The sequence below is a fragment of the Plantibacter cousiniae (nom. nud.) genome (assembly GCF_977070315.1).
In genome coordinates, this window is record NZ_CDRVEU010000006.1 from 304815 (window position 1) to 323303 (window position 18489).

The 18489-nt window shown below is 58.6% G+C and carries 20 protein-coding genes and 1 other RNA gene; 10 read left to right on the forward strand and 11 right to left on the reverse strand.

Annotated elements, in window-relative coordinates; translation table 11 throughout:
• Positions 1-39: 39 nt before the first annotated feature.
• From ACW55A_RS14365 to ACW55A_RS14375, 3 genes are all read right to left on the reverse strand, one after another.
• Positions 40-990: a sigma 54-interacting transcriptional regulator gene (locus ACW55A_RS14365; protein WP_096107357.1), complete on the reverse strand. Its 951-nt coding sequence runs from the start codon at positions 988-990 to the stop codon at positions 40-42.
• Between the two features lie 83 nt (positions 991-1073).
• Positions 1074-1655, reverse strand: a complete 582-nt coding sequence (locus ACW55A_RS14370) for an alpha/beta hydrolase (protein WP_003365875.1) — start codon at positions 1653-1655, stop codon at positions 1074-1076.
• Positions 1656-1868: 213 nt separating this feature from the next.
• On the reverse strand, positions 1869-3179 hold the full coding sequence (locus ACW55A_RS14375) for an MFS transporter (RefSeq protein ID WP_080266234.1): 1311 nt from the start codon (positions 3177-3179) through the stop codon (positions 1869-1871).
• A 610-nt stretch (positions 3180-3789) separates the two neighbouring features.
• On the opposite strand from ACW55A_RS14375, the gene ACW55A_RS14380 reads away from it, so the two are divergent.
• Positions 3790-4782, forward strand: coding sequence for an AraC family transcriptional regulator (locus ACW55A_RS14380; protein ID WP_003365871.1), 993 nt, complete (start codon positions 3790-3792; stop codon positions 4780-4782).
• 177 nt (positions 4783-4959) lie between these two features.
• Here the strand turns inward: ACW55A_RS14380 and ACW55A_RS14385 are convergent, their stop codons facing one another.
• The 4 genes from ACW55A_RS14385 to ACW55A_RS14400 all read right to left on the reverse strand — a co-directional run bounded on the left by ACW55A_RS14385 (position 4960) and on the right by ACW55A_RS14400 (position 9388).
• Positions 4960-6189: a 2-octaprenyl-3-methyl-6-methoxy-1,4-benzoquinol hydroxylase gene (locus ACW55A_RS14385; protein ID WP_455808309.1), complete on the reverse strand. Its 1230-nt coding sequence runs from the start codon at positions 6187-6189 to the stop codon at positions 4960-4962.
• A gap of 51 nt (positions 6190-6240) precedes the next feature.
• A complete protein-coding gene (gene ubiH, locus ACW55A_RS14390; protein WP_498811364.1) occupies positions 6241-7428 on the reverse strand; it encodes a 2-octaprenyl-6-methoxyphenyl hydroxylase in 1188 nt (395 codons plus the stop codon).
• On the reverse strand, positions 7425-8759 hold the full coding sequence (gene pepP / locus ACW55A_RS14395) for a Xaa-Pro aminopeptidase (RefSeq protein ID WP_498811365.1): 1335 nt from the start codon (positions 8757-8759) through the stop codon (positions 7425-7427). Before pepP ends, ubiH begins: the two co-directional genes overlap by 4 nt.
• A gap of 74 nt (positions 8760-8833) precedes the next feature.
• Entirely contained in the window at positions 8834-9388 is a 555-nt protein-coding gene (locus ACW55A_RS14400; RefSeq protein WP_003432285.1) for a YecA/YgfB family protein, read from the reverse strand.
• Between the two features lie 150 nt (positions 9389-9538).
• Between ACW55A_RS14400 and ACW55A_RS14405 the strand changes: the two genes are divergently transcribed.
• The 4 genes from ACW55A_RS14405 to ACW55A_RS14420 all read left to right on the forward strand — a co-directional run bounded on the left by ACW55A_RS14405 (position 9539) and on the right by ACW55A_RS14420 (position 10989).
• Positions 9539-9748, forward strand: coding sequence for a TIGR02449 family protein (locus ACW55A_RS14405; RefSeq protein ID WP_002551573.1), 210 nt, complete (start codon positions 9539-9541; stop codon positions 9746-9748).
• Entirely contained in the window at positions 9745-10074 is a 330-nt protein-coding gene (locus tag ACW55A_RS14410) for a cell division protein ZapA (protein WP_003317331.1), read from the forward strand. The genes ACW55A_RS14405 and ACW55A_RS14410 overlap by 4 nt, the downstream gene beginning before the upstream one ends.
• A gap of 30 nt (positions 10075-10104) precedes the next feature.
• A non-coding RNA gene (ssrS, locus tag ACW55A_RS14415) (6S RNA) lies at positions 10105-10283 on the forward strand.
• 94 nt (positions 10284-10377) lie between these two features.
• On the forward strand, positions 10378-10989 hold the full coding sequence (locus tag ACW55A_RS14420) for a 5-formyltetrahydrofolate cyclo-ligase (RefSeq protein WP_498811366.1): 612 nt from the start codon (positions 10378-10380) through the stop codon (positions 10987-10989).
• 45 nt (positions 10990-11034) lie between these two features.
• Here ACW55A_RS14420 and ACW55A_RS14425 read toward each other — a convergent pair whose 3' ends face one another.
• Positions 11035-11187, reverse strand: coding sequence for a hypothetical protein (locus ACW55A_RS14425; protein WP_003317333.1), 153 nt, complete (start codon positions 11185-11187; stop codon positions 11035-11037).
• Positions 11188-11381: 194 nt separating this feature from the next.
• Between ACW55A_RS14425 and ACW55A_RS14430 the strand changes: the two genes are divergently transcribed.
• Positions 11382-11831, forward strand: a complete 450-nt coding sequence (locus ACW55A_RS14430) for an EVE domain-containing protein (RefSeq protein WP_096137140.1) — start codon at positions 11382-11384, stop codon at positions 11829-11831.
• A gap of 6 nt (positions 11832-11837) precedes the next feature.
• On the opposite strand, the gene ACW55A_RS14435 is transcribed toward ACW55A_RS14430, so the two are convergent.
• A complete protein-coding gene (locus tag ACW55A_RS14435) occupies positions 11838-12245 on the reverse strand; it encodes a flagellar basal body-associated protein FliL (RefSeq protein WP_003365857.1) in 408 nt (135 codons plus the stop codon).
• A 130-nt stretch (positions 12246-12375) separates the two neighbouring features.
• On the opposite strand from ACW55A_RS14435, the gene ACW55A_RS14440 reads away from it, so the two are divergent.
• The 4 genes from ACW55A_RS14440 to ACW55A_RS14455 all read left to right on the forward strand — a co-directional run bounded on the left by ACW55A_RS14440 (position 12376) and on the right by ACW55A_RS14455 (position 16982).
• Positions 12376-13359, forward strand: coding sequence for an NADPH:quinone oxidoreductase family protein (locus tag ACW55A_RS14440; RefSeq protein ID WP_498811367.1), 984 nt, complete (start codon positions 12376-12378; stop codon positions 13357-13359).
• A gap of 553 nt (positions 13360-13912) precedes the next feature.
• A complete protein-coding gene (locus tag ACW55A_RS14445) occupies positions 13913-15886 on the forward strand; it encodes a pyocin-S2/colicin E7-DNase domain-containing protein (RefSeq protein WP_498811368.1) in 1974 nt (657 codons plus the stop codon).
• Positions 15883-16152 (forward strand): bacteriocin immunity protein, encoded by a 270-nt coding sequence (locus ACW55A_RS14450; protein WP_072365143.1) that lies wholly within the window; start codon positions 15883-15885, stop codon positions 16150-16152. The genes ACW55A_RS14445 and ACW55A_RS14450 overlap by 4 nt, the downstream gene beginning before the upstream one ends.
• Before the next feature lie 47 nt (positions 16153-16199).
• Complete coding sequence (locus ACW55A_RS14455; RefSeq protein WP_455808313.1) at positions 16200-16982, forward strand: hypothetical protein; 783 nt, start codon at positions 16200-16202, stop codon at positions 16980-16982.
• 70 nt (positions 16983-17052) lie between these two features.
• Here the strand turns inward: ACW55A_RS14455 and ACW55A_RS14460 are convergent, their stop codons facing one another.
• Both ACW55A_RS14460 and ACW55A_RS14465 read right to left on the reverse strand, forming a co-directional pair.
• Positions 17053-17688 carry a hypothetical protein gene (locus ACW55A_RS14460; protein ID WP_003432260.1) on the reverse strand — a complete coding sequence of 212 codons (636 nt, stop codon included), beginning with the start codon at positions 17686-17688 and terminating at the stop codon, positions 17053-17055.
• A complete protein-coding gene (locus ACW55A_RS14465; protein ID WP_498811369.1) occupies positions 17685-18332 on the reverse strand; it encodes an energy transducer TonB in 648 nt (215 codons plus the stop codon). Before ACW55A_RS14465 ends, ACW55A_RS14460 begins: the two co-directional genes overlap by 4 nt.
• Between the last annotated feature and the right edge of the window lie 157 nt (positions 18333-18489).

Here is an 18489-nt window from a genome sequence, read left to right on the forward strand (position 1 = left end):
GCATCTACTCTACCTCATCAGGACCATGCTGGGGCGCGCTCAAGCAGGACGCCGCGCCAGCTCTGAGGTGACTGTTTCAAGCAGTTGCCTGAGCGCGGACAGCTGCCTGCGATCACCACCATCGAGCAATAGCTGCGTCTGGCGCTCGATCAGCGTGAACGGATCGGCGATGTCCGGCAGATTGATATCTTCAGCCCGAATTTCATCACCGCTGCTGACCAGCAAGGCAAAGTGAATGACGTTCTCCAGTTCACGGGTATTACCGGGCCAGCTGTGAGCCTCCAGCGTGCGCTGCGCATCCTCGCTGATCAGTTGCACCGGCAGATTCAGACGCTGGCTGTAGATCCCGACAAAATATTCGGCCAGCGGCAGGATGTTGCCCGGCTGCTCGCGCAACGCCGGCAGTTCAAGACGCCCCTCGCTCAGGTAGTGATAAAGCCGCTCGTGGAATTTGCCGGCAGCCACGGCCTGCGCCAGATCGATACTGGTGGCTGCGACCAGACGCACATCGACCGGGCTCGGCTGCTGCGCGCCCACTCGCGTGACTTCGTGATTCTCAAGCGCCGCGAGCAGCTTGACCTGAATCGGCAACGGCAGGTCGCCGATTTCATCCAGATACAAAGTGCCTCCGTTGGCCGAGCCAAACCAGCCGGCCCGACTGCTGACCGAACCGCTGTGCGCTCCGGCGGCGTAGCCGAACAATTCGGCGTCGGCATAGGTCGGGCTGATCGCACCGCAGTTCACCGAAACGAATAAACCCGAGCGATCACTGCCGCGATGAATATGCCGGGCCAGCAACTCCTTGCCGGTCCCGGACTCGCCACGGATCAGTACCGGTAGAGAACGGGGAGCCAGTTGCTCCATTTCTTCACGCAATCGGCGCGAGCGTGGGTCGATGAACACCAGCGCCTTGGCGCGAATGCTCAGTGGGCTTTTTTCCGCATCGGGAAAGGTCAGCAGCGGCTGGCCGAAGTTTTCGTGAAGGCTCATGACACACTCCCGCCTGAGCCCTTGCGATGGCTCAAGCGTTTAAAAAGACGGGACCCGGTGAGTCCGATAAACAGGCTGCCCGGTCATGCGCGACGACGCGCGTGTTGCTCCAGACGGTTTTGCAGCCGGTACAGGTAGGCGAACCCCTGCTCCCAGCGCTGATGACCGGACTTGACGTTGATATGCCCGGCCTGACTCAGAAACCCGACTTCCGCGCCCCAGTGACGGGCCATTTCCATGGCGCGCTGGGAGCTAACCGCAGGGTCGTTGTCAGAGCTGACAATCTGCGTCGGAAACGGCAACAGATCAGCAGGGATCGGCGCGAAATTACGCAACGCAGGCGGGCAATTCGGACGCTCGACGTCCGCCGGTGCCACCAGTAGCGCGCCCTGCACCTGACGCAAGGTTTCCAGCGGCGCGAGTTGAGCCCAATGCGCGACGGTGACGCAACCCAGGCTATGAGCGATCAGGATCACGGGGGTGTCGTGCGCGGCAATCGTGCGCTGCAACTCGCCGACCCAGTCTTCACGACGAGGCTTGAGCCAGTCGGCCTGTTCCACGCGTGTGCTGTTGGGCAGGCTGTTCTGCCAGTGGGTCTGCCAATGATCATCAGGAGACCCCTGCCAGCCTGGCACGATCAGATACCGGATCGACTCGTTATGCATGGATTCGCCTCCTGCATGTATGCGTTCATGAGACGAGTATAGGGATGGAAGTTATATTCGCTAAGGAATAAGAAGCTATTTGTTAATTCCCAAAACGAATATCAGCCAATAGACAAAAAAAGAGGCCACTCCCTGCCTTCGAGGAACGGCCTCTAATAAAAATCACTTTCAGGGCAAAGACTATCCGTACTTCGTTACAGGATTACGACGGCCTCAGGTTGCAGGCACAGTACGCGGGCCCTGCTCGCCCGCAGGCAGCGGTACCGGCTCGTCGTGCTGCGGGACTTCACGGGCAACGTTCCACACCACGATCGCAGCGACGATGTCGAAGATTGCCAGCACCACGAACAGCGGGCTGTAGCCGATTTTGGTGACCAGCACGCCGAACACCATGGTGAACGCCGCCGCCCCGAAAAAGCCGAACATTCCGCCCATCCCGGTCGCTGTGGCCACCTCGTTCTTGCCGAATGAATCCGAGGTGATCGAATACAGCGCGCCCGACAGGGTCTGGTGGGCAAAACCGCCGATGCACAGCAAGGCGATGGCGGTGTAGGGGCTTTCGACCAGCCCGATGCACGCCGGCCCGATCATGCAGGAGCAGCCGAACAGCATGACCATCTTGCGCGAGGTGAACAGCGACACCTTGCAGTACTTGTGGAACAGCGGGCTGAGGTAGCCGCCCAGTACGCAGCCAATGTCAGCCGCCAGAAACGGCAGCCAGGCGAACATCGCGACTTCCTTGATGTTCATGTGGCGCTCGGTCATCAGGTACAGCGGGATCCACGCATTGAAGGTCTGCCAGGCAGGCTCGGAGAGGATTCGCGCCGAAGCAATCGCGTAGAAATTACGGTTTTTGAACAGTCGCTTCCAACTGCCTTTCCGGGCAGGTGCATCCTTCAGACGCGCTTCCTGGCCGCTGAGGATGTAGTCGCGTTCGGCATCGCCCAGACGCTTCTGATCGCGCGGATGCTTGTACAACAGCAGCCACAGGCCGCTCCACACAATGCCCAGACCGCCAACAATCAGGAACGCCAGCTCCCAGCCACTCTGCAGAATGGCCCAGACCACCAGCGGGGGTGCAAGCAATGCGCCGAACGACGAGCCAATGTTGAACCAGCCGATGGCGACCGAGCGCTCTTTGGCCGGAAACCATTCGGTGGTCGCCTTGACGCCTGCCGGCAGCCCCGCGGCTTCGGTCAGGCCGAGCATGCCGCGGAAGATCGCCAGACTCTGCCAGCCGGTTGCGAATGCGGCGGCAGCGCAGGCGGCAGACCAGGCGATGGCGAAAATCGCAAAGCCCATCTTGGTGCCGATTGCGTCGATGATGTAGCCCGCAACGGGCTGCATGATGGCATAGCACAATTGCCAGGCGACCACGATGTGCGCGTACTGCTCGGTGGAGATGCTCAGCTCGCTCATGAGCGTCGGTGCTGCGACAGACAGCGTATTGCGTGCCAGGTAGTTGACGACCAGGCCGGCCGTGACCAGCCCCACCATCCACCACCGAATGCCTTTTATCTTCATCTCTTCACCCTGTTTATTTTTAGATTGGCGATGAGCGTCCCGCGGCCAAGGCCGTGAGGCGGCTGGTTTTATGTAACTTCAGGTTACGGTTTCTTCAGAAGACTTTTAGGCGCTTTCTGCCGACGATCATGCGTAAAAACAGATTTTTCGCACGAGGAGCATGCCTTTATGGCCTGAGAATTCAGACTGATCATGAGGTTGTTACTCTTTGAATTATTTTTGTGGTTGTAATTTTATTCGAGTCTTATGTTGTCGTACAACATGGAGAACTTATAGTCATTTGCCATTCCAGTGTCAAATGACAGAAACGATCTGACCTTCAGCAGCATGGGCTGGCGACGTGTTGAGAAGGGAAGGAGCGTTTTCGCGTTATACGACGACTGCGCAATTGGCGACTGCTGATAGCTCGTTTGGGCCTATGGGGCACTGCTCAGCGATTAGAGCGCGGACTATTTTCCGTGTGACGGCAAGAAACGCGTCCTGGCACTTGCACAACTGTCACAAATGCTCTCATTCTTGGTGACGGCGTCAGGCAATGGAGTTGCCCGGTGGTGCCTTGTCGGCACCGGCCTGCTGCCGAAGTCACTTTATGCCAGGAAGAGGCGTCCGCATGCCTGAGCCAAGCAGTCTCGCCAGCTGGACCCCCGCTCTGCGCAAGCAGCTCATTGCCTTGGGTATGGACAGCGATGCGTTGTGCCGAAGCGCGGGTATTGACCTGAACAGGCTGAGTGAACCCGATGCGCAATTCTCGCCGGATGTCACCGCCGCGCTCTGGCAACGCGCAGTGCAAGCCAGCCTTGACCCTGCCCTGGGTTTGCGTGTTTCACGCTTTGTCAGCCCGACGGCGTTTCATGCGCTGGGCTACACGCTTGTCGCCAGCGGCTCGTTGCGCGAGGTTTTCGAGCGCATCGTACGTTACCGCTCGATGGCCGAGGACTCTCTGGAGCTGGATTTCAGAACAGTCGGCGAGCGTTATGAATTTCGCTTCGGTACGCCGCCATCCTGTCAGTCACCGGTTCATGAGCTGCTGGATGCATTTGCCGCCATTTACGTACGCACCTGCCGCAATCGGCTAGGCCGGGGCTATGCGCCGCTCGCCGTGCACCTGCAACGTCCGGCACCCGAGGATCCGCAGCCCTGGCACGACCTGTTTCGTTCACCGGTCACGTTTGCGGCGCAGGAGAACCTGCTGGAGTTTGGCGGTGACCAATTCGACAGCCACCTGGATGACGGCCCGGTACAGCTGAACGGCCAGGAATCCCAAGGAGATCCGTTACCGTCACTGATCTGGGAACAGCGCGTACGCTCGGCCATCGAAACCCTGCTGCCGGACGGCGAGCCCACCGCCCAAAGCATCGCCGAAGCCCTGCACCTGAGCACGCGCAGCCTGCAGCGCCATCTGGCCGACGAGGGCTGCTGCTATGACCTGCTGCTCAATCAATGCCGCCAGAACCTGGCGCTGCTGCACATGAACGATCAGCAAAGCTCGCTGAGCGAAATCGCCTACCTGCTGGGCTTTTCCGACACCGACTGCCTGAGCCGCGCCTTCAAACGCTGGACCGGGCTGACACCGGAACAGTACCGCAGCGGCGTGGTGCGTTGAGCATTGTCAGGGACACACCATCGTGCCCATGCTGCGCGTCCACTCTTGATCAAGCGGCGCAGCGCACATCCATGACGCAGAGCGTCACGACAGGCATTCCCACGCTGGGGCGTGCGGAACGATAGTGCTCTCAAGAACACCGTCGCGCCTGGGCTCCACGTGAGTATCCATTGGCTTCTAGTGTGCTTCGATCCGCGCCAGCTCGGGCAGGTCTCCCGACAACCCCAGCGCCTCGCGCACGAACAGCGATTTGGCTTCGGGCATGCGGTTGACCATTTTCAGCCCGGTATTGCGCAACCAGCGCAAGGGCAGCGGGTCGGCCTGGAACAGGCGTTCGAAGCCTTCCATCGCGGCCATCAGCGCGAGGTTGTGCGGCATGCGGCGGCGCTCGTAACGGCCCAGCACACGCAGGTCAGACCAGCGCTCGCCACGCTTTGCAGCATGGGTCAGTACTTCCGCCAGCACTGCGGCGTCGAGGAAACCGAGGTTCACGCCCTGCCCGGCCAGCGGGTGAATGGTGTGTGCCGCATCGCCAATCAACGCCAATCCGCTGGCAACGTAACGCTTGGCGTGACGCTGACGCAGCGGCACGCACAGGCGGCTATCGGCAGACAGCACCTTGCCCAGTCGCCCTTCGAATGCCTGCTCCAGTTCGCGGCAGAACAGGTCATCCTCCAGCACCATCAGGCGCTCGGCTTCGGCAGGTGTGACTGACCAGACGATGGAGCACCAGTGCTCGCCCTCGCGTTCCAGCGGTAGAAAGGCCAGCGGCCCGTCATCGGTGAAACGCTGCCAGGCGGTTTTTCTGTGGGGATCGGCGGTACGCACACTGGTGACGATGGCGTGATGCAGGTAATCCCATTCACGCGTCGGCGTTTCGGTCAGGCGGCGCACAGCGGAATTCGCACCGTCGGCGGCCACCACCAGCGGTGCGCGCAGCTGACGACCATCGGCCAGGGTCAGCAGCCAGTCATCGCCGGAGTGACGCATCTGTTCAAGCCGCGCATTGGCCAGCAGACCGATGTCGCTGGCATGCAGGCGGTCGAGCAGCGCATCCTGCACCACACGATTTTCGATGATGTGGCCCAGCACGTCGGCATGCACGCTGGAGGCCGAGAAGTGAATCTGCCCGGTGCCGCTGCCGTCCCAGACGTGCATATGCGCATACGGGCTGATGCGCCGGGCTGCGATGCCTTCCCACACGCCCAGCCGCTGGAGGATTCGCTGGCTGGCCGCCGACAGGGCGCTGACCCGTGGCTCGAAGCCCGACTGTTGATCAAATGGCTCGACGCTCAGCGGCCCACCGTCGACCACCAGCACATCAAGGCCGCTGCCCTGCAATGCCAAGGCAAGGGCACTGCCGACCATTCCGGCTCCGACAATCAGCACATCTGCGCGCGTTTCCATGGTCAAACCGTTCTCGCTTGCGGCCGAAGCCCTGTGTTTAAAGTGTGTGATTCACACATCGGATCGAGTCCCCAACCCCATGGCCTGGCGGGCAAACCAGCGCTTGGCGGCAGGCAGCAGGTCGAGGCCGAGCAACCCGACGTTACGCCCGGTGGCAACCGCCGACCGGGAGCTGCCGAACAGGCGTGTCACCTTGTCGGAGAAGCCCACGGTCAATTGCTGATCCTGACGCTGACGCTCACGGTAGAGCTGCAGAGTCGACAACTCACCGGGCGGCGCGGCGCTGTCCAGCAGCGTCCCGGCCAGTGCATCGGCGTCACGCAAGGACAGATTGAACCCCTGCCCGGCGACCGGATGCAGGCTGTGCGCCGCATTACCCAGAATCACCAGATGCGAACGCACCTGCTCTTCGGCCTCGATCAGCGCCAGGGGGTAGACATGCCGTGCGCCGACCTGACGCAGCGTGCCCAGGCGATAGCCAAACACGCCCTGCAGCTCTTCCAGAAAACTGCGGTCGTCCAGCTCGGCCAGGCGCTGGGTATCGTTGCCCGGACGCGTCCAGACCAGCGCACAGCGGTTTTCCGGCAATGGCAGCAGCGCCATCGGCCCGTCCTCGGTGAAACGTTCGAACGCCTGCCCGCAGTGAGCTTCGCTCGGCGTGATATTGGCAATCAGCGCATGCTGGTCGTAGGGCCGTTGCCGCACCCCGATACCCAGCTGCTCGCGCAGACTGGAACGGCCGCCGTCGGCCAGCACCGCCAGGTCACAGTCCAGCTCGCTGTCGTCACTCAGGCTCAGGCGATAACCGTCGGCCAATGGCTGCATGTGTTTGACCTCGGCCGGCACACGCCAACTGACCACATCACGATCCAGCCCGGCCCACAGAGCCTGACCGAGCCAGGCGTTTTCGACTACGTAGCCGAGCGCCGGAACGCCCTCTTCAATCGCAGGCAGGCGAGTGGCGCCGAAGCGACCACGGTCCGACACCTGGATTTGCAGGATCGGCTCGGCGCGTCGGGAAATCTGCTGCCAGAGGCCAAGCCGTTCATAGATGCGTCGCGAGCCGAACGACAGTGCCGAAGAACGCGCATCGTAACTGGGCTGCCAGGCCTCACCCGGCGCGAAGGGTTCGATGAGCACGATTTTCCAGCCGCGCGCCTTGGCACCAGCCTGCAGCGACAACGCAAGGCTTGCACCGACCAGCCCGCCGCCGACGATGGCGATATTGAAGCGGCTCATGCGACCTGTTCCTGTGCAGCCGCCATCAGCGCCTCGATCTCGGCGACGGTCTTGGGCACGCCGCCGGACAGAATTTCACACCCCTGCCTGGTCACAACCACGTCATCCTCGATTCGCACACCAATACCTCGCCATTTCTTCGCGACTTCCAGGTTGTCGGGGGATATGTAAATCCCGGGTTCAACGGTCAGCGTCATGCCGACCTCCAGTACGCGCCACTCGCCGCCGACCTTGTATTCGCCTACGTCGTGCACATCCATGCCCAGCCAGTGCCCGGCACGGTGCATGTAAAACATTTTGTAGGCTTCGCTTTCGATCAGCTCGCCAACGTCGCCGCGCAGCAGGCCCAGTTCGACCAGCCCGGCGGTAATGACCTTGACCGTCGCCTCGTGTGCCTGGTTCCAGTGCTTGTCGGGGCCGATGGCCTCGAAGGCCGCATGCTGGGCCTTGAGCACCACCTCGTAAATGGCTTTCTGCTCGGGGGAAAACCTGCCGTTCACCGGAAAGGTACGGGTGATGTCGCTGGCATAGCAGTCGATTTCGCAGCCGGCGTCGATCAACACCAGATCACCGTCCCTGAGCACCGCGTCGTTCTGCTGATAATGCAGGATGCAACCGTTGCGCCCCGAGGCAACGATCGAGCCGTAGGCAGGCATCTTCGAACCGCCCTTGCGAAACTCGTAGTCCAGTTCGGCTTCCAGGCTGAACTCGTGCAGCCCGGCGCGGCAGGCCTGCATCGCACGCACGTGAGCCCGCGCCGAAATATCTGCCGCGCAACGCATGACTTTGATTTCCGCAGCGGACTTGTACAGGCGCATGTCGTGCAGCAGATGGTCCAGCGCCACGAACTCCTTGGGCGGCTCGGCACCGAGGTGCGCTTTGGAGCGAATCACGTTGATCCAGTCCATCAGGTGCCGGTCGAATTCGGGATTGCTGCCCATCGCCGAATACACCCGATCCCGGCCTTCGATCAGGCCGGGCAGGATTTCATCGATGTCATTGATGGGAAACGCATCGTCTGCACCGTACTCACGGATCGCGCCTTCCTGGCCTGCGCGCAGACCTTCCCACAGCTCGCGCTCGGGATTGCGCTCGCGGCAGAACAAGACGTACTCGCCGTATTCACGACCGGGGATCAGCACCACCACCGCTTCCGGCTCGGGAAAGCCGCTCAGGTACTGAAAGTCACTGTCCTGCCGGTAGACGTGCTCGACGTCACGATTGCGAATGGCAACCGCAGCGGCCGGCAGGATGGCAATGCTGTCCGGCTCCATCTGAGCCATCAGAGCCTTGCGGCGGCGGGCGTATTCGGACTTAGGGATCTGAATCATGGGCAGCAGCGTCCTGATGGAGTCCACCGGCTCGCGCTATGGCACGCGCAGACCGGTGTCGCAGTGATCGGCTATCAGTGCAGTGAAGGCTTGGGTTGCGGCGCGGACGGCTCGTTGAATTCAGTGAACAGCAGCAGCGGCGCTACGCGCATGTACTCCATGACTTCCATGTAGTCGGTTTCGCCGTCTTCGGACTCTTCCAGCGCGTCCTGAACCTGCGCAATCGCCGCCAGATCCTCAAGAACGGCCTTGGCCTCTGTACCCAGCGGCTTGTCGCCGATGTTCAGACCGAAGCCTGTCAAAAATCCCTGACACCATTGGCCCAGCGCAGCAGCGCGCTCGGTCAGCGGTTCGTCGTCGCCCGGCAGCAACAGCACAACGGTCATGTCGTCGCCGGTGAGCTCGCCCTTGACCATCTCTTGCAGACCGATGAGCGCCTGACGGATATTGTCTTGCGGCTCGGTTTCCAGCAGTTGCGACGCGTCGGCGAACCAGCCTTCGTTGTCGAAACCGGCAGCTGCGCAACTGCGCCCCAGCAACAGGCCATGCAGCTCGGCAGGAGATACCTGGTGACCGCCACTGTTGAGCAGAGTGGCGAACGCTTTGTACGGAGAATTCTGAATGGGCATGGGTAGCTAGTCGCCAAACGGCGCAATGTCTAGAATGAAGGCCTTGTATCCTAGACTATCCGCGCGACAAGATCACCCGGACGGTGGTTCGAGCTTGAGCACAAGCATCGCTCCCCCTGCCATTCATCAGAAAGTATTCAGTGGAAAACAATGGAAGACACCGACCTGCAAGCGCTGATGAAACGTGTGGAGCTGCTCCTGAAGTATGCCGAGCAACTTAAAGGCCAAAACGCACTCTTATTAGCTCAGGAAAAGACCTGGCGCGAGGAACGTGCCCAACTGATTGAAAAAAACGAAATCGCCCGGCAGAAGGTCGAGTCAATGATTTCGCGCCTTAAAGCCCTGGAGCAAGACTCATGAGCAATGGCAACAGCGTTACCGTTCAGATCCTGGACAAGGAATATTCGATCATCTGCCCTCAGGAAGAGCGCACCAACCTGGTCAGCGCCGCCCGCTACCTGGATGGCAAGATGCGTGAAATCCGCAGCAGCGGTAAAGTCATCGGCGCCGATCGCATCGCCGTGATGGCCGCTCTCAACATCACTCACGATCTGCTGCACAAGGAACATCTGCCTGACGTACAGACCAGCGGTTCCACCCGCGAACAGGTCCGCGATCTGCTCGACAAGGTCGATCTGGTGCTGGCGACAGACACGCCCGGCACACCGGATTCAACTCGGGGCTGATTATTGCGGGGCATTTCTGTATACTCGCGCTGCTCCCTGGAGTGCTTGCCAGTCGGTCATGTCCCTGAGCCGATACGCACAACCACGGGGGTTGCACGTTGGGGTTGGTGTGCATGTCCGCTCGACGGAAAGCCTTAAAACCTCCTGCAATCTCCACCTTGAACTTTCGGGTTCAAGGGCTAAACCGACAGCGGTTCGTCGGGGAGTCCATATTCGGTCAGTTGCCAGCCCCGTTGTCTGGCAACGACGACCCCGCTCAAGCTTCAACCTCCTTTCCGGATCAGCCTGCATGACCTCCTGCTCATGATCAGCGCCCAGTCACTTACACGTCCGCAATTGCGCCGCCAGCTACGCAAGGCACGCAAAGCCTTGAGCCGCAGCCAGCAACGCGAAGCCGCACGGGATATTTACCGTCAACTGGCGCAGCACCCACTGTTTCGACGTGCCCGACATGTTTCGCTGTACCTGCCGATGGATGGCGAGATCGACCCGCGGCTGTTGCTGCACGAAGCCCAGCGCCGCGGCAAGGCAACCTATCTGCCAGTGCTCAACGCATGGCCGCGCACCCGCATGATTTTTCAGCGCGTGCGTCCCGGCGAGACATTCATCCCCAACCGTTTCCGCATCCCCGAGCCGCGCATTGACCGGGCAAAACAGCGCACTATATGGGCGCTCGACCTGATTCTGATGCCGTTGGTAGGTTTCGATGACGAAGGCGGTCGCCTGGGCATGGGCGGAGGTTTCTACGACCGCAGCCTGGCGTACCTGGCGCGTAGAAAGACCTGGCGCAAACCGGTGTTACTGGGACTGGCTCACGAGTGTCAGAAAGTCGATCGACTGGCGCAGGCCAGTTGGGATGTACCGCTGCAAGGCACGGTATCGGATAAAGGCTGGTATGTGGCGCAGACACTCTGATCGTTCAGCCAACAGGGCAATCAACGATCAGAGTACAAGCAGGGCTCAATGCCTGCCGGGGACTTTTTGCTGCTGCTGAGTGATCTCGACTGGAGCGTCATCCTTGGTGGACCACAAGCTCTGTGCATAACCGGTTGTCACGACACCCAAGCCAAACAAAATAACCAGAATCCAGAGTAAATCAGGCTTGCGTTTCATTGACTGCCCTCCTTAGGCAAATCAATACGATGTCAGCATCGGTTTTTGTATAGGCCGTGCAGCAGCGTGGAACTTTAAAGGGCGGCATTTTGCGGTAACGTGAACCAGTACGCAAATAGTGGCGCGAACCGATTGTCGGTTTGTCATCAAGCCATTCGAAATACCGTGAACTTTTTGTCTGTGGAGTGAGCACAATGGCCTATTGGCTGATGAAGTCCGAGCCTGATGAATTCTCGATCAGCGACCTGCAACGACTGGGCAACGCTCGCTGGGACGGGGTGCGCAACTATCAGGCGCGTAATTTTCTGAGAGCCATGACCGAGGGCGACGCGTTCTTTTTCTACCACTCCAGTTGCCCGGAGCCGGGAATCGCCGGCATCGCTAAAATCGCCAGGTCAGCCTACCCGGACCCCACCGCACTGGACCCCGAGAGCCACTATCACGACGCCAAGGCCACGGAGGAAAAGAATCCGTGGAGTGCCATCGACGTCGAGTTCGTGGAGAACTTCAAGAGCGTGCTGGGGCTGGGCTATCTCAAGCAACAAAGCCAGCTGGAGCAACTGCCTCTGGTACAGAAAGGCAGCCGGCTCTCGGTGATGCCGGTCACCGCCGAGCAATGGGCGGCGATACTGGCACTGCGCTGACGGACGTTATTGAACGATGAAGTTATTGAACAGCAGGTCTTCGACAATCGGCTTGCCTTCTTCATCGTTCATAACGCGCTGAACCTGCTTGAGTGCCTCCTGACGAATGTTTTCCTTCGCTTCGGCGCTGCTCATGGAATCAACGGTCTGCTGAGTGAACAGCGAAACCAGTTGATTGCGGATCAGTGCATCATTGCGCTTCACGGCGGCCTCGGCGTCGGCACCGGTCACACGCAAGGAAATGTCAGCCTTGTAGACACGCAGCTTGGGGCCGCCATCGAGCGCGTAGTTACCCACGAACGGAGGCGTCAGCGAGACATAAGCCGCCTTGGGCGCACCACCTTCTTCCTTGGCTTCCTCTTGCGCCATGACAGGCAATGACAAGGCCAGCAACATCAGAATCCACGCTTTCACAGTCCACTCCTTAATACGGTTTGCCACGTAGCTTACAGCTTATGTGTGCTTATCAGGCAGGGCCATGCTTGTTGACCCGGGAACCCGCTTAACTGACTTTATCGGCCATTACCGGAAAAGGAATAGCCCGATGAAAGCCCTGTTATGCAAAGCATTCGGCCCTGCCAGCACACTGGTGCTCGAAGACGTCCCCGGCCCCGCGATCAAAAAGAACGAAATTCTGCTTGAAGTACGCGCCGCCGGGGTCAACTTTCCCGACACCTTGATCATCGAGGGTAAATACCAGTTCAACCCCCCCTTCCCGTTCTCACCGGGTGGCGAGGCCGCAGGCGTAATAGCCGCCGTCGGGGAAAACGTCAGCCACCTGAAACCCGGAGACCGTGTCATGGCGCTCACCGGCTGGGGCAGCTTTGCCGAGCAGGTCGCCGTTCCCCACTACAACGTACTGCCGATTCCGCAGGGCATGGACTTCACCACGGCGGCCGCATTCAGCATGACCTACGGCACCTCCATGCACGCGCTCAAACAACGCGCCAACCTGCAAGCGGGCGAAACCCTGCTGGTGCTCGGCGCATCCGGCGGCGTCGGCCTGGCCGCCGTGGAAATCGGCAAAGCCCTCGGCGCCCGCGTCATCGCCGCCGCCAGCAGCGCAGAAAAACTCGAAGTCGCCAGAAACGCAGGCGCGGACGAACTGATCAACTACAGCGAAACCAGCCTCAAGGACGAAATCAAACGTCTCACCAATGGCAACGGCGCCGACGTGATCTACGACCCGGTCGGCGGCGACCTTTTCGACCAGGCCATCCGCGCCATCGCCTGGAACGGTCGCCTGCTGGTCGTCGGCTTCGCCAGCGGCCGCATTCCGGAACTGCCCGTCAACCTGACCCTGCTCAAGGGCGCCTCGGTGGTCGGCGTGTTCTGGGGCTCGTTTGCGCAGCGACAACCACAGGACAATGCGGCGAACTTCAAGCAGCTGTTTGCGTGGTTTGAAGAAGGGAAATTGAAGCCACTGGTGTCGACGATTTATCCGCTGGAAAGGGCTGGGGAGGCGATTGATTTGTTGGGTGGGCGCAGGGCTGTGGGGAAGGTGGTGGTTTTGGTTGGCAAAGCCTGAAACTCACGCAAATACACGCGAGATTCCCTGACATGGGGATGCGATCCAAGCGAAGCTTCGCTTGCTCGCGAAGGCGTATTCACAGGGCAACAAACATTTTCGTTGCCATGCTCGCTCATGCTTCTCTGGAGACTCCGCGTCCAATCTTGAATGTGCATCATGGAGCGAATGGTGACGCGGAGCCTTACGAAAGGCATTCCCGCTGACGCGTGCGAGACGAGAGATATCCGTCGGCTGTACCGACGTCTTCGTGAGCAAGCTCACTCCCACAAGTACGCGGCGCTCACGCTGTCCGTGACTGAAGCTTTGTACGCACCGAGAAGAAATCCTCACACTGCTCGCATAGCCTTCTTTATTAGAAGGTAAACGCGAAAATATATAAACCACTAAGGCAGCATCTTCAAATAATCACAGTGACTTTAGTGCAGGCAGTAAATTTGCGAACTTACTAAACACTATAAATCAGGAAGTTGGCACATCACCCATACATAATTATGGCTTTTCAGAAAAAAGCCTTTGTTAGCCTATCGCCATACAAAAAAAAGGAAATTGTATGAGCGAAAATAACAGTAACGATGACCCTCCGGAAAAAAACATCCTGGTAGACCGTGGTATTCCGATGCGCCCGGATTCGGATTTATCAAAAAACTTTCATATCGGTGCGGAAAGCAACGGCAGCAATTCCGGTTGGAACATTGGAGTCGTTGGTAGCGGCAATGGACCCAGCACTACCGGCCTAGGCCCAGGCCGCGGTCGCCGAAGAGGTATCACTAATAAACAGCTGAGACGTCTATTAAGGCAACAAGAGGCAGAGGCGCATGCGTTGGCACAGCGGCAAGCGGCAGAACACGCGGCTCATCTCGCACGAGTAGAAGCCGAGGCGCATGCTCGGGCAATGGCGGAAGCCGCCGAGCGAGAGCGCGTTGAAGCGCAGGTGCGCGCACAGGCCGAAAAAGATCAGGCACATCGACAGGCTCTTGAAACGCTGACAGCGTCCTATCCCTCGTTACAATCTGGATTGGCACAAAACTACTTACTGGCTTCTGCATCGCTGCCGAATGATCTTCAAAAAGAACTAGCGTCAGGTCATGATCTAAATGCTGATCCCCCACGCGACGAGCAGGCTCTTGAGCTTATACTTCAGAAAAAAACCAGGGTTAACTATTTACTTGCAATCAAACAACCGTTACTGGACGAGCGTCGCACTCAGGCTCTGAGTCTCACCGGTCAAGAGCTTGACCATGCTACACAAAAAGACCACCTGAACTACCTGGTGAACTACAGCCAGGGTGATCCGCCACGTGTGCAGCAGGCCCATGAAGCGTGGGTAAACGCTTTATCTCAAACCTACGAAGCAAAGCTTCTTGCCGAGTCGGTCACGCTGCTCAATGAACAATCAGCAGCGCTTTCCATGCGCCATGCTGAACTGTCGCTGGCCAATAAACCGGCGAGTCAGGAAGCACGACAGGCCGCTGGCATCGACAAGTTGTGGTCAGTTATTGCCCCCGCGTCAACCACCACCGCAGCACCAGGCATCAGAACCGTTGCGACCAACATCGCGAAGGATCAACTCATCAGGATTGCGACCAGAACATTGGGCAGCAATCTGGTTACGTTGCTGGCGATGTATCCACAACCGTTGGGCGACGCAGAACTGCCGCCCGCCGTTATCGCCACACCTCTGTCGCAGCTCAACCTGCCGCCGCATATCGATCTGCACTACCTTGCCAGCGTCAAGGGCACGCTGGATGTCCCTCATCGACTGACATCCGATGAAGCTGGCACAAGCGGCGCTGCACGCTGGGTAGCTACGGACGGTGTGAAAGTTGGTACCAAGGTTCGCGTAAGAACTTTCACCTATAACGCACAGAACAATTCCTACGAGTTTATCCGTGACGGGGAATCGACACCGGCACTGATATGGACGCCAATAGCACGACCGGCGGACAGCTCGACAAGCTCACCCGCAGGACCACCCGCTTTGCCGGTAAATCCAGGCAACGTGGTAACACCTTTTGTACCCGAGCTTGAAGCTTACCCGGCGATTGATCGAGATGATCCTGATGATTACATTCTCATATCGCCGATTGATTCAGGGCTGCCGAATAGCTACCTGCTGTTCAAGGACCCGAGGTCGATTCCGGGGGTTGCGAGTGGGTATGGTGAGCCGGTGACGGCTAGCTGGCTGAGGGGACCGACGGCAAGTCAGCCGACACCCATTCCTTCGAGCATCGCGGAAAAGCTGAGAGGACGACCATTCGCAAGTTTTGACAAGCTGAGGGAAGCGATCTGGCTAGAAGTATCCAAAGACCCGGAGTTGAGCCGACATCTTGGGGAATTAAGCCGTATTGAGGTATCAGATAAACGTGCACCTCTTGTCAGGGCAGCAGATAGGGTAGGTAAACGTGTGAAATATGAAATCCATCACAAACACTGGATTAGCGAAGGCGGAGCAGTTTACGACTTGGACAATTTGGTAATCATGACGCCGAAAGACCATATTCAAGCTCACAGGAAAAACCAATGAAACTCAAATCTCAATTGAGCGACTATACCGAAGCTGAGTTCATGGAAATCCTGAACGAACTTTTTAACGGCGTAAGCGCAACCAAAGAAAATGCTGAAGAATACGTCATTAGCCTTATCGATCACGTTGCAGAAGTGACTGAACATCCAGAAAAATCAGATTTATTATGTTATCCACCCGAAGGCCGGGAGGATAGCGCCGCGGGGGTTATGAAAGAAATTAAAGAATGGCGAGCTAAAAATGGCAAGCCTGGATTCAAAAGTTAAGTACTTCACAAACTAACAGTTCAAATACTATAAAAAGGAAATCATCCATGGAAGAACTACATCATCACCTACGGCAATTACCTGGTTTTCTGCAAGCCGAGATTGCGGCTTACGTCGGCGACTGGAGCGGGATGAATTATATCGAAATAACCGACAAACACATACAGGCCGTCAACCATCTGATAAATAGTAAACGAGCGCCCCTGCAGCCGATCAATATCGAGTATGCCCATACACTTTGGGGTGACCAACGCTCAACCAAAGAAGATATGGAAATGAGCGCACACCTACGAACTCTTCCTGGTGACGGTCGTATGGATTTAATTGCCGAAGCCAGATTCTTCATGGAAAGTATCCTGTTCCTAGAGAATTTCAAACGCAGCATCGAAGACTTACTTACTCGGCTATTAGAACTTGGTCGCCAACACGCAGAGCGCATGGCCCAAGAAGCCGCACAACGCCAAGCCGAAGAAGAAGCGCGCGCGCGAGCCGAGGCGGAAGAGGCGGCTCGCCGACTCGCGGAAGAACATGCTGCGCAGCAGCGAGCCATAGAGGCAGCGTTCCAGCTTGCACAGCGTCAGATTGAAGAGGCCGAGCATGCGTTGGCCCTACGCAATGCCGAGGAAGCTCGCGCTACAGAGGCGGAATCCTTCCGAGCGATCGAGGTAACGTTCGGGCCTGAGGCGTCGCGAGAAATCGATAATGCGATCAAGGTGCTGAGAGGCACTATCGAAATCGCGATCACCGACTTCTCGAATACGATCAGCGCTCACGGGGCGTTCGATATGAGTCAGCTTGAAGCGATTCAAAATATGAGCGCGACTCACTAACCGCTCACCAACAGTGCGGGGACCAAGGCAATAATGCTTTGGTCCCCGCATTTCGCTAACGCGCCCTCCCTTACAACGCCTTCCTCACATTCTCCGGCAAATAATCAACATACCTGCGCATCGGATTTTTTTGGCATTGAGCGACAATACCCGGCGTCGCTTCCAGCAGCTCAAGAACCAGGGCCTGACGCTCGTCCAGAGTGAGAAACTGCTCTACGACCGGACTGCTCGACAGGTACAGTTCTGTGCGCATCAGCGCATCCGGCTTGACGTCCTTGCGCCATTTGCGTCCCTCGAACATTTCCGTATTCAGCTGCCAGCACAACACCTGCTTCAGCTCGACATTGGCTGTCAGCGGCGGGTTGACATGTGGCCGCCCTGTGAAATTGAACGTGACCGTAACTGCTTCGCCCTCGGGGTGAGAGGCCGGCGGCTGCCAAGGTTCGAAGACCCACTGTTCGACAGCACTTCGGGTCAGGCTGATGAGCCTCGGATCGGGCGCCCCCAGCACTTCCAGGAAGCGCACGCCTCCATCGGCCTGAATGAAAACCCTGATGCTGACACTGCGTTTTACGGAGGAACGAAGCATTGATGTCGGATAGCCCGGCTCAGGCATATGCAACGGCACCGGATACGACGGCAACGCCTGTGCTCCCCCCGCCCAAAGCAACCCTGTAATCATCATGCAACCCAGCACGCGGCTCATTCGCCGCCCTCCGCTTGCTCGGCCAACCCGACCATCAACGCCTTGATCGGCGCTGGCAGATAGTCGCCATACAGACGATCGGGATTGCTTCGGCAATTGCTGACCATCATCGGTATCGCGGCGCCCAGTTGCTCAAGCAAGACCTGGCGTTGCGGCTCGCTACGCAGGTGGGCAACATGGCTGCCGAACAGTGCCTGCTCGGTGTACCAGAACACGTCGACCTTACTCAGCGGCTCCTTGGGATAGTCCTGGCGGGCGGATTTCACTTCGTGGTTCAGGTAGCCACAGCGGATATTGCCCAGGCCCACGGTCACTTCGGTGTTGAAGCGCCGATAGCCGTGGGAACCAAAAATGACGGGCACGGTGATCGTGGTCATGGGCGGCGCGCCGACTGTTCCGACCCAGGGTCTATAGCGCCATTGGCGGAGTGCCTGCTCCACTGCTGCGGCGAGCTGCGGATGCCCACTCTCGATAGCCTTGGCTTCACGAACCTGCCCGTCGGATTTGATCCACAGCTGGGCGCGGACCTTGACTGCGTAGCGGGTCTTGACCAGCTCAGGCGGAAAAACCGGTGTCGGCGTGTATATCGGCACCAGAAATGGCTCTGCAGCGCCTACGTGAGGGGCCAGTGATGCGGCAATCATGAACGCGGTCATTCTCATTGTTGTAGGGGCTCATCGTCGTGGTGCACCTCCAGGGCGCAGTGATGACGATGGTAAGAACCTGCCGACATATCAGTCAGCACACGACTTCCGATACGGCTGTAGGACCCATCCCAAATACTTGAAACACCTTTAAACA

What these genes read in the sequence shown, in the direction of transcription:
- ACW55A_RS14365 (WP_096107357.1), bottom strand. Translation starts at nt 990, where the DNA reads ATGAGCCTTCACGAAAACTTCGGCCAGCCGCTGCTGACCTTTCCCGAT.
- ACW55A_RS14370 (WP_003365875.1), bottom strand. Translation starts at nt 1,655, where the DNA reads ATGCATAACGAGTCGATCCGGTATCTGATCGTGCCAGGCTGGCAGGGG.
- ACW55A_RS14375 (WP_080266234.1), bottom strand. Translation starts at nt 3,179, where the DNA reads ATGAAGATAAAAGGCATTCGGTGGTGGATGGTGGGGCTGGTCACGGCC.
- ACW55A_RS14380 (WP_003365871.1), top strand. Translation starts at nt 3,790, where the DNA reads ATGCCTGAGCCAAGCAGTCTCGCCAGCTGGACCCCCGCTCTGCGCAAG.
- ACW55A_RS14385 (WP_455808309.1), bottom strand. Translation starts at nt 6,189, where the DNA reads ATGGAAACGCGCGCAGATGTGCTGATTGTCGGAGCCGGAATGGTCGGC.
- ubiH (WP_498811364.1), bottom strand. Translation starts at nt 7,428, where the DNA reads ATGAGCCGCTTCAATATCGCCATCGTCGGCGGCGGGCTGGTCGGTGCA.
- pepP (WP_498811365.1), bottom strand. Translation starts at nt 8,759, where the DNA reads ATGATTCAGATCCCTAAGTCCGAATACGCCCGCCGCCGCAAGGCTCTG.
- ACW55A_RS14400 (WP_003432285.1), bottom strand. Translation starts at nt 9,388, where the DNA reads ATGCCCATTCAGAATTCTCCGTACAAAGCGTTCGCCACTCTGCTCAAC.
- ACW55A_RS14405 (WP_002551573.1), top strand. Translation starts at nt 9,539, where the DNA reads ATGGAAGACACCGACCTGCAAGCGCTGATGAAACGTGTGGAGCTGCTC.
- ACW55A_RS14410 (WP_003317331.1), top strand. Translation starts at nt 9,745, where the DNA reads ATGAGCAATGGCAACAGCGTTACCGTTCAGATCCTGGACAAGGAATAT.
- ACW55A_RS14420 (WP_498811366.1), top strand. Translation starts at nt 10,378, where the DNA reads ATGATCAGCGCCCAGTCACTTACACGTCCGCAATTGCGCCGCCAGCTA.
- ACW55A_RS14425 (WP_003317333.1), bottom strand. Translation starts at nt 11,187, where the DNA reads ATGAAACGCAAGCCTGATTTACTCTGGATTCTGGTTATTTTGTTTGGC.
- ACW55A_RS14430 (WP_096137140.1), top strand. Translation starts at nt 11,382, where the DNA reads ATGGCCTATTGGCTGATGAAGTCCGAGCCTGATGAATTCTCGATCAGC.
- ACW55A_RS14440 (WP_498811367.1), top strand. Translation starts at nt 12,376, where the DNA reads ATGAAAGCCCTGTTATGCAAAGCATTCGGCCCTGCCAGCACACTGGTG.
- ACW55A_RS14445 (WP_498811368.1), top strand. Translation starts at nt 13,913, where the DNA reads ATGAGCGAAAATAACAGTAACGATGACCCTCCGGAAAAAAACATCCTG.
- ACW55A_RS14450 (WP_072365143.1), top strand. Translation starts at nt 15,883, where the DNA reads ATGAAACTCAAATCTCAATTGAGCGACTATACCGAAGCTGAGTTCATG.
- ACW55A_RS14455 (WP_455808313.1), top strand. Translation starts at nt 16,200, where the DNA reads ATGGAAGAACTACATCATCACCTACGGCAATTACCTGGTTTTCTGCAA.
- ACW55A_RS14460 (WP_003432260.1), bottom strand. Translation starts at nt 17,688, where the DNA reads ATGAGCCGCGTGCTGGGTTGCATGATGATTACAGGGTTGCTTTGGGCG.
- ACW55A_RS14465 (WP_498811369.1), bottom strand. Translation starts at nt 18,332, where the DNA reads ATGATTGCCGCATCACTGGCCCCTCACGTAGGCGCTGCAGAGCCATTT.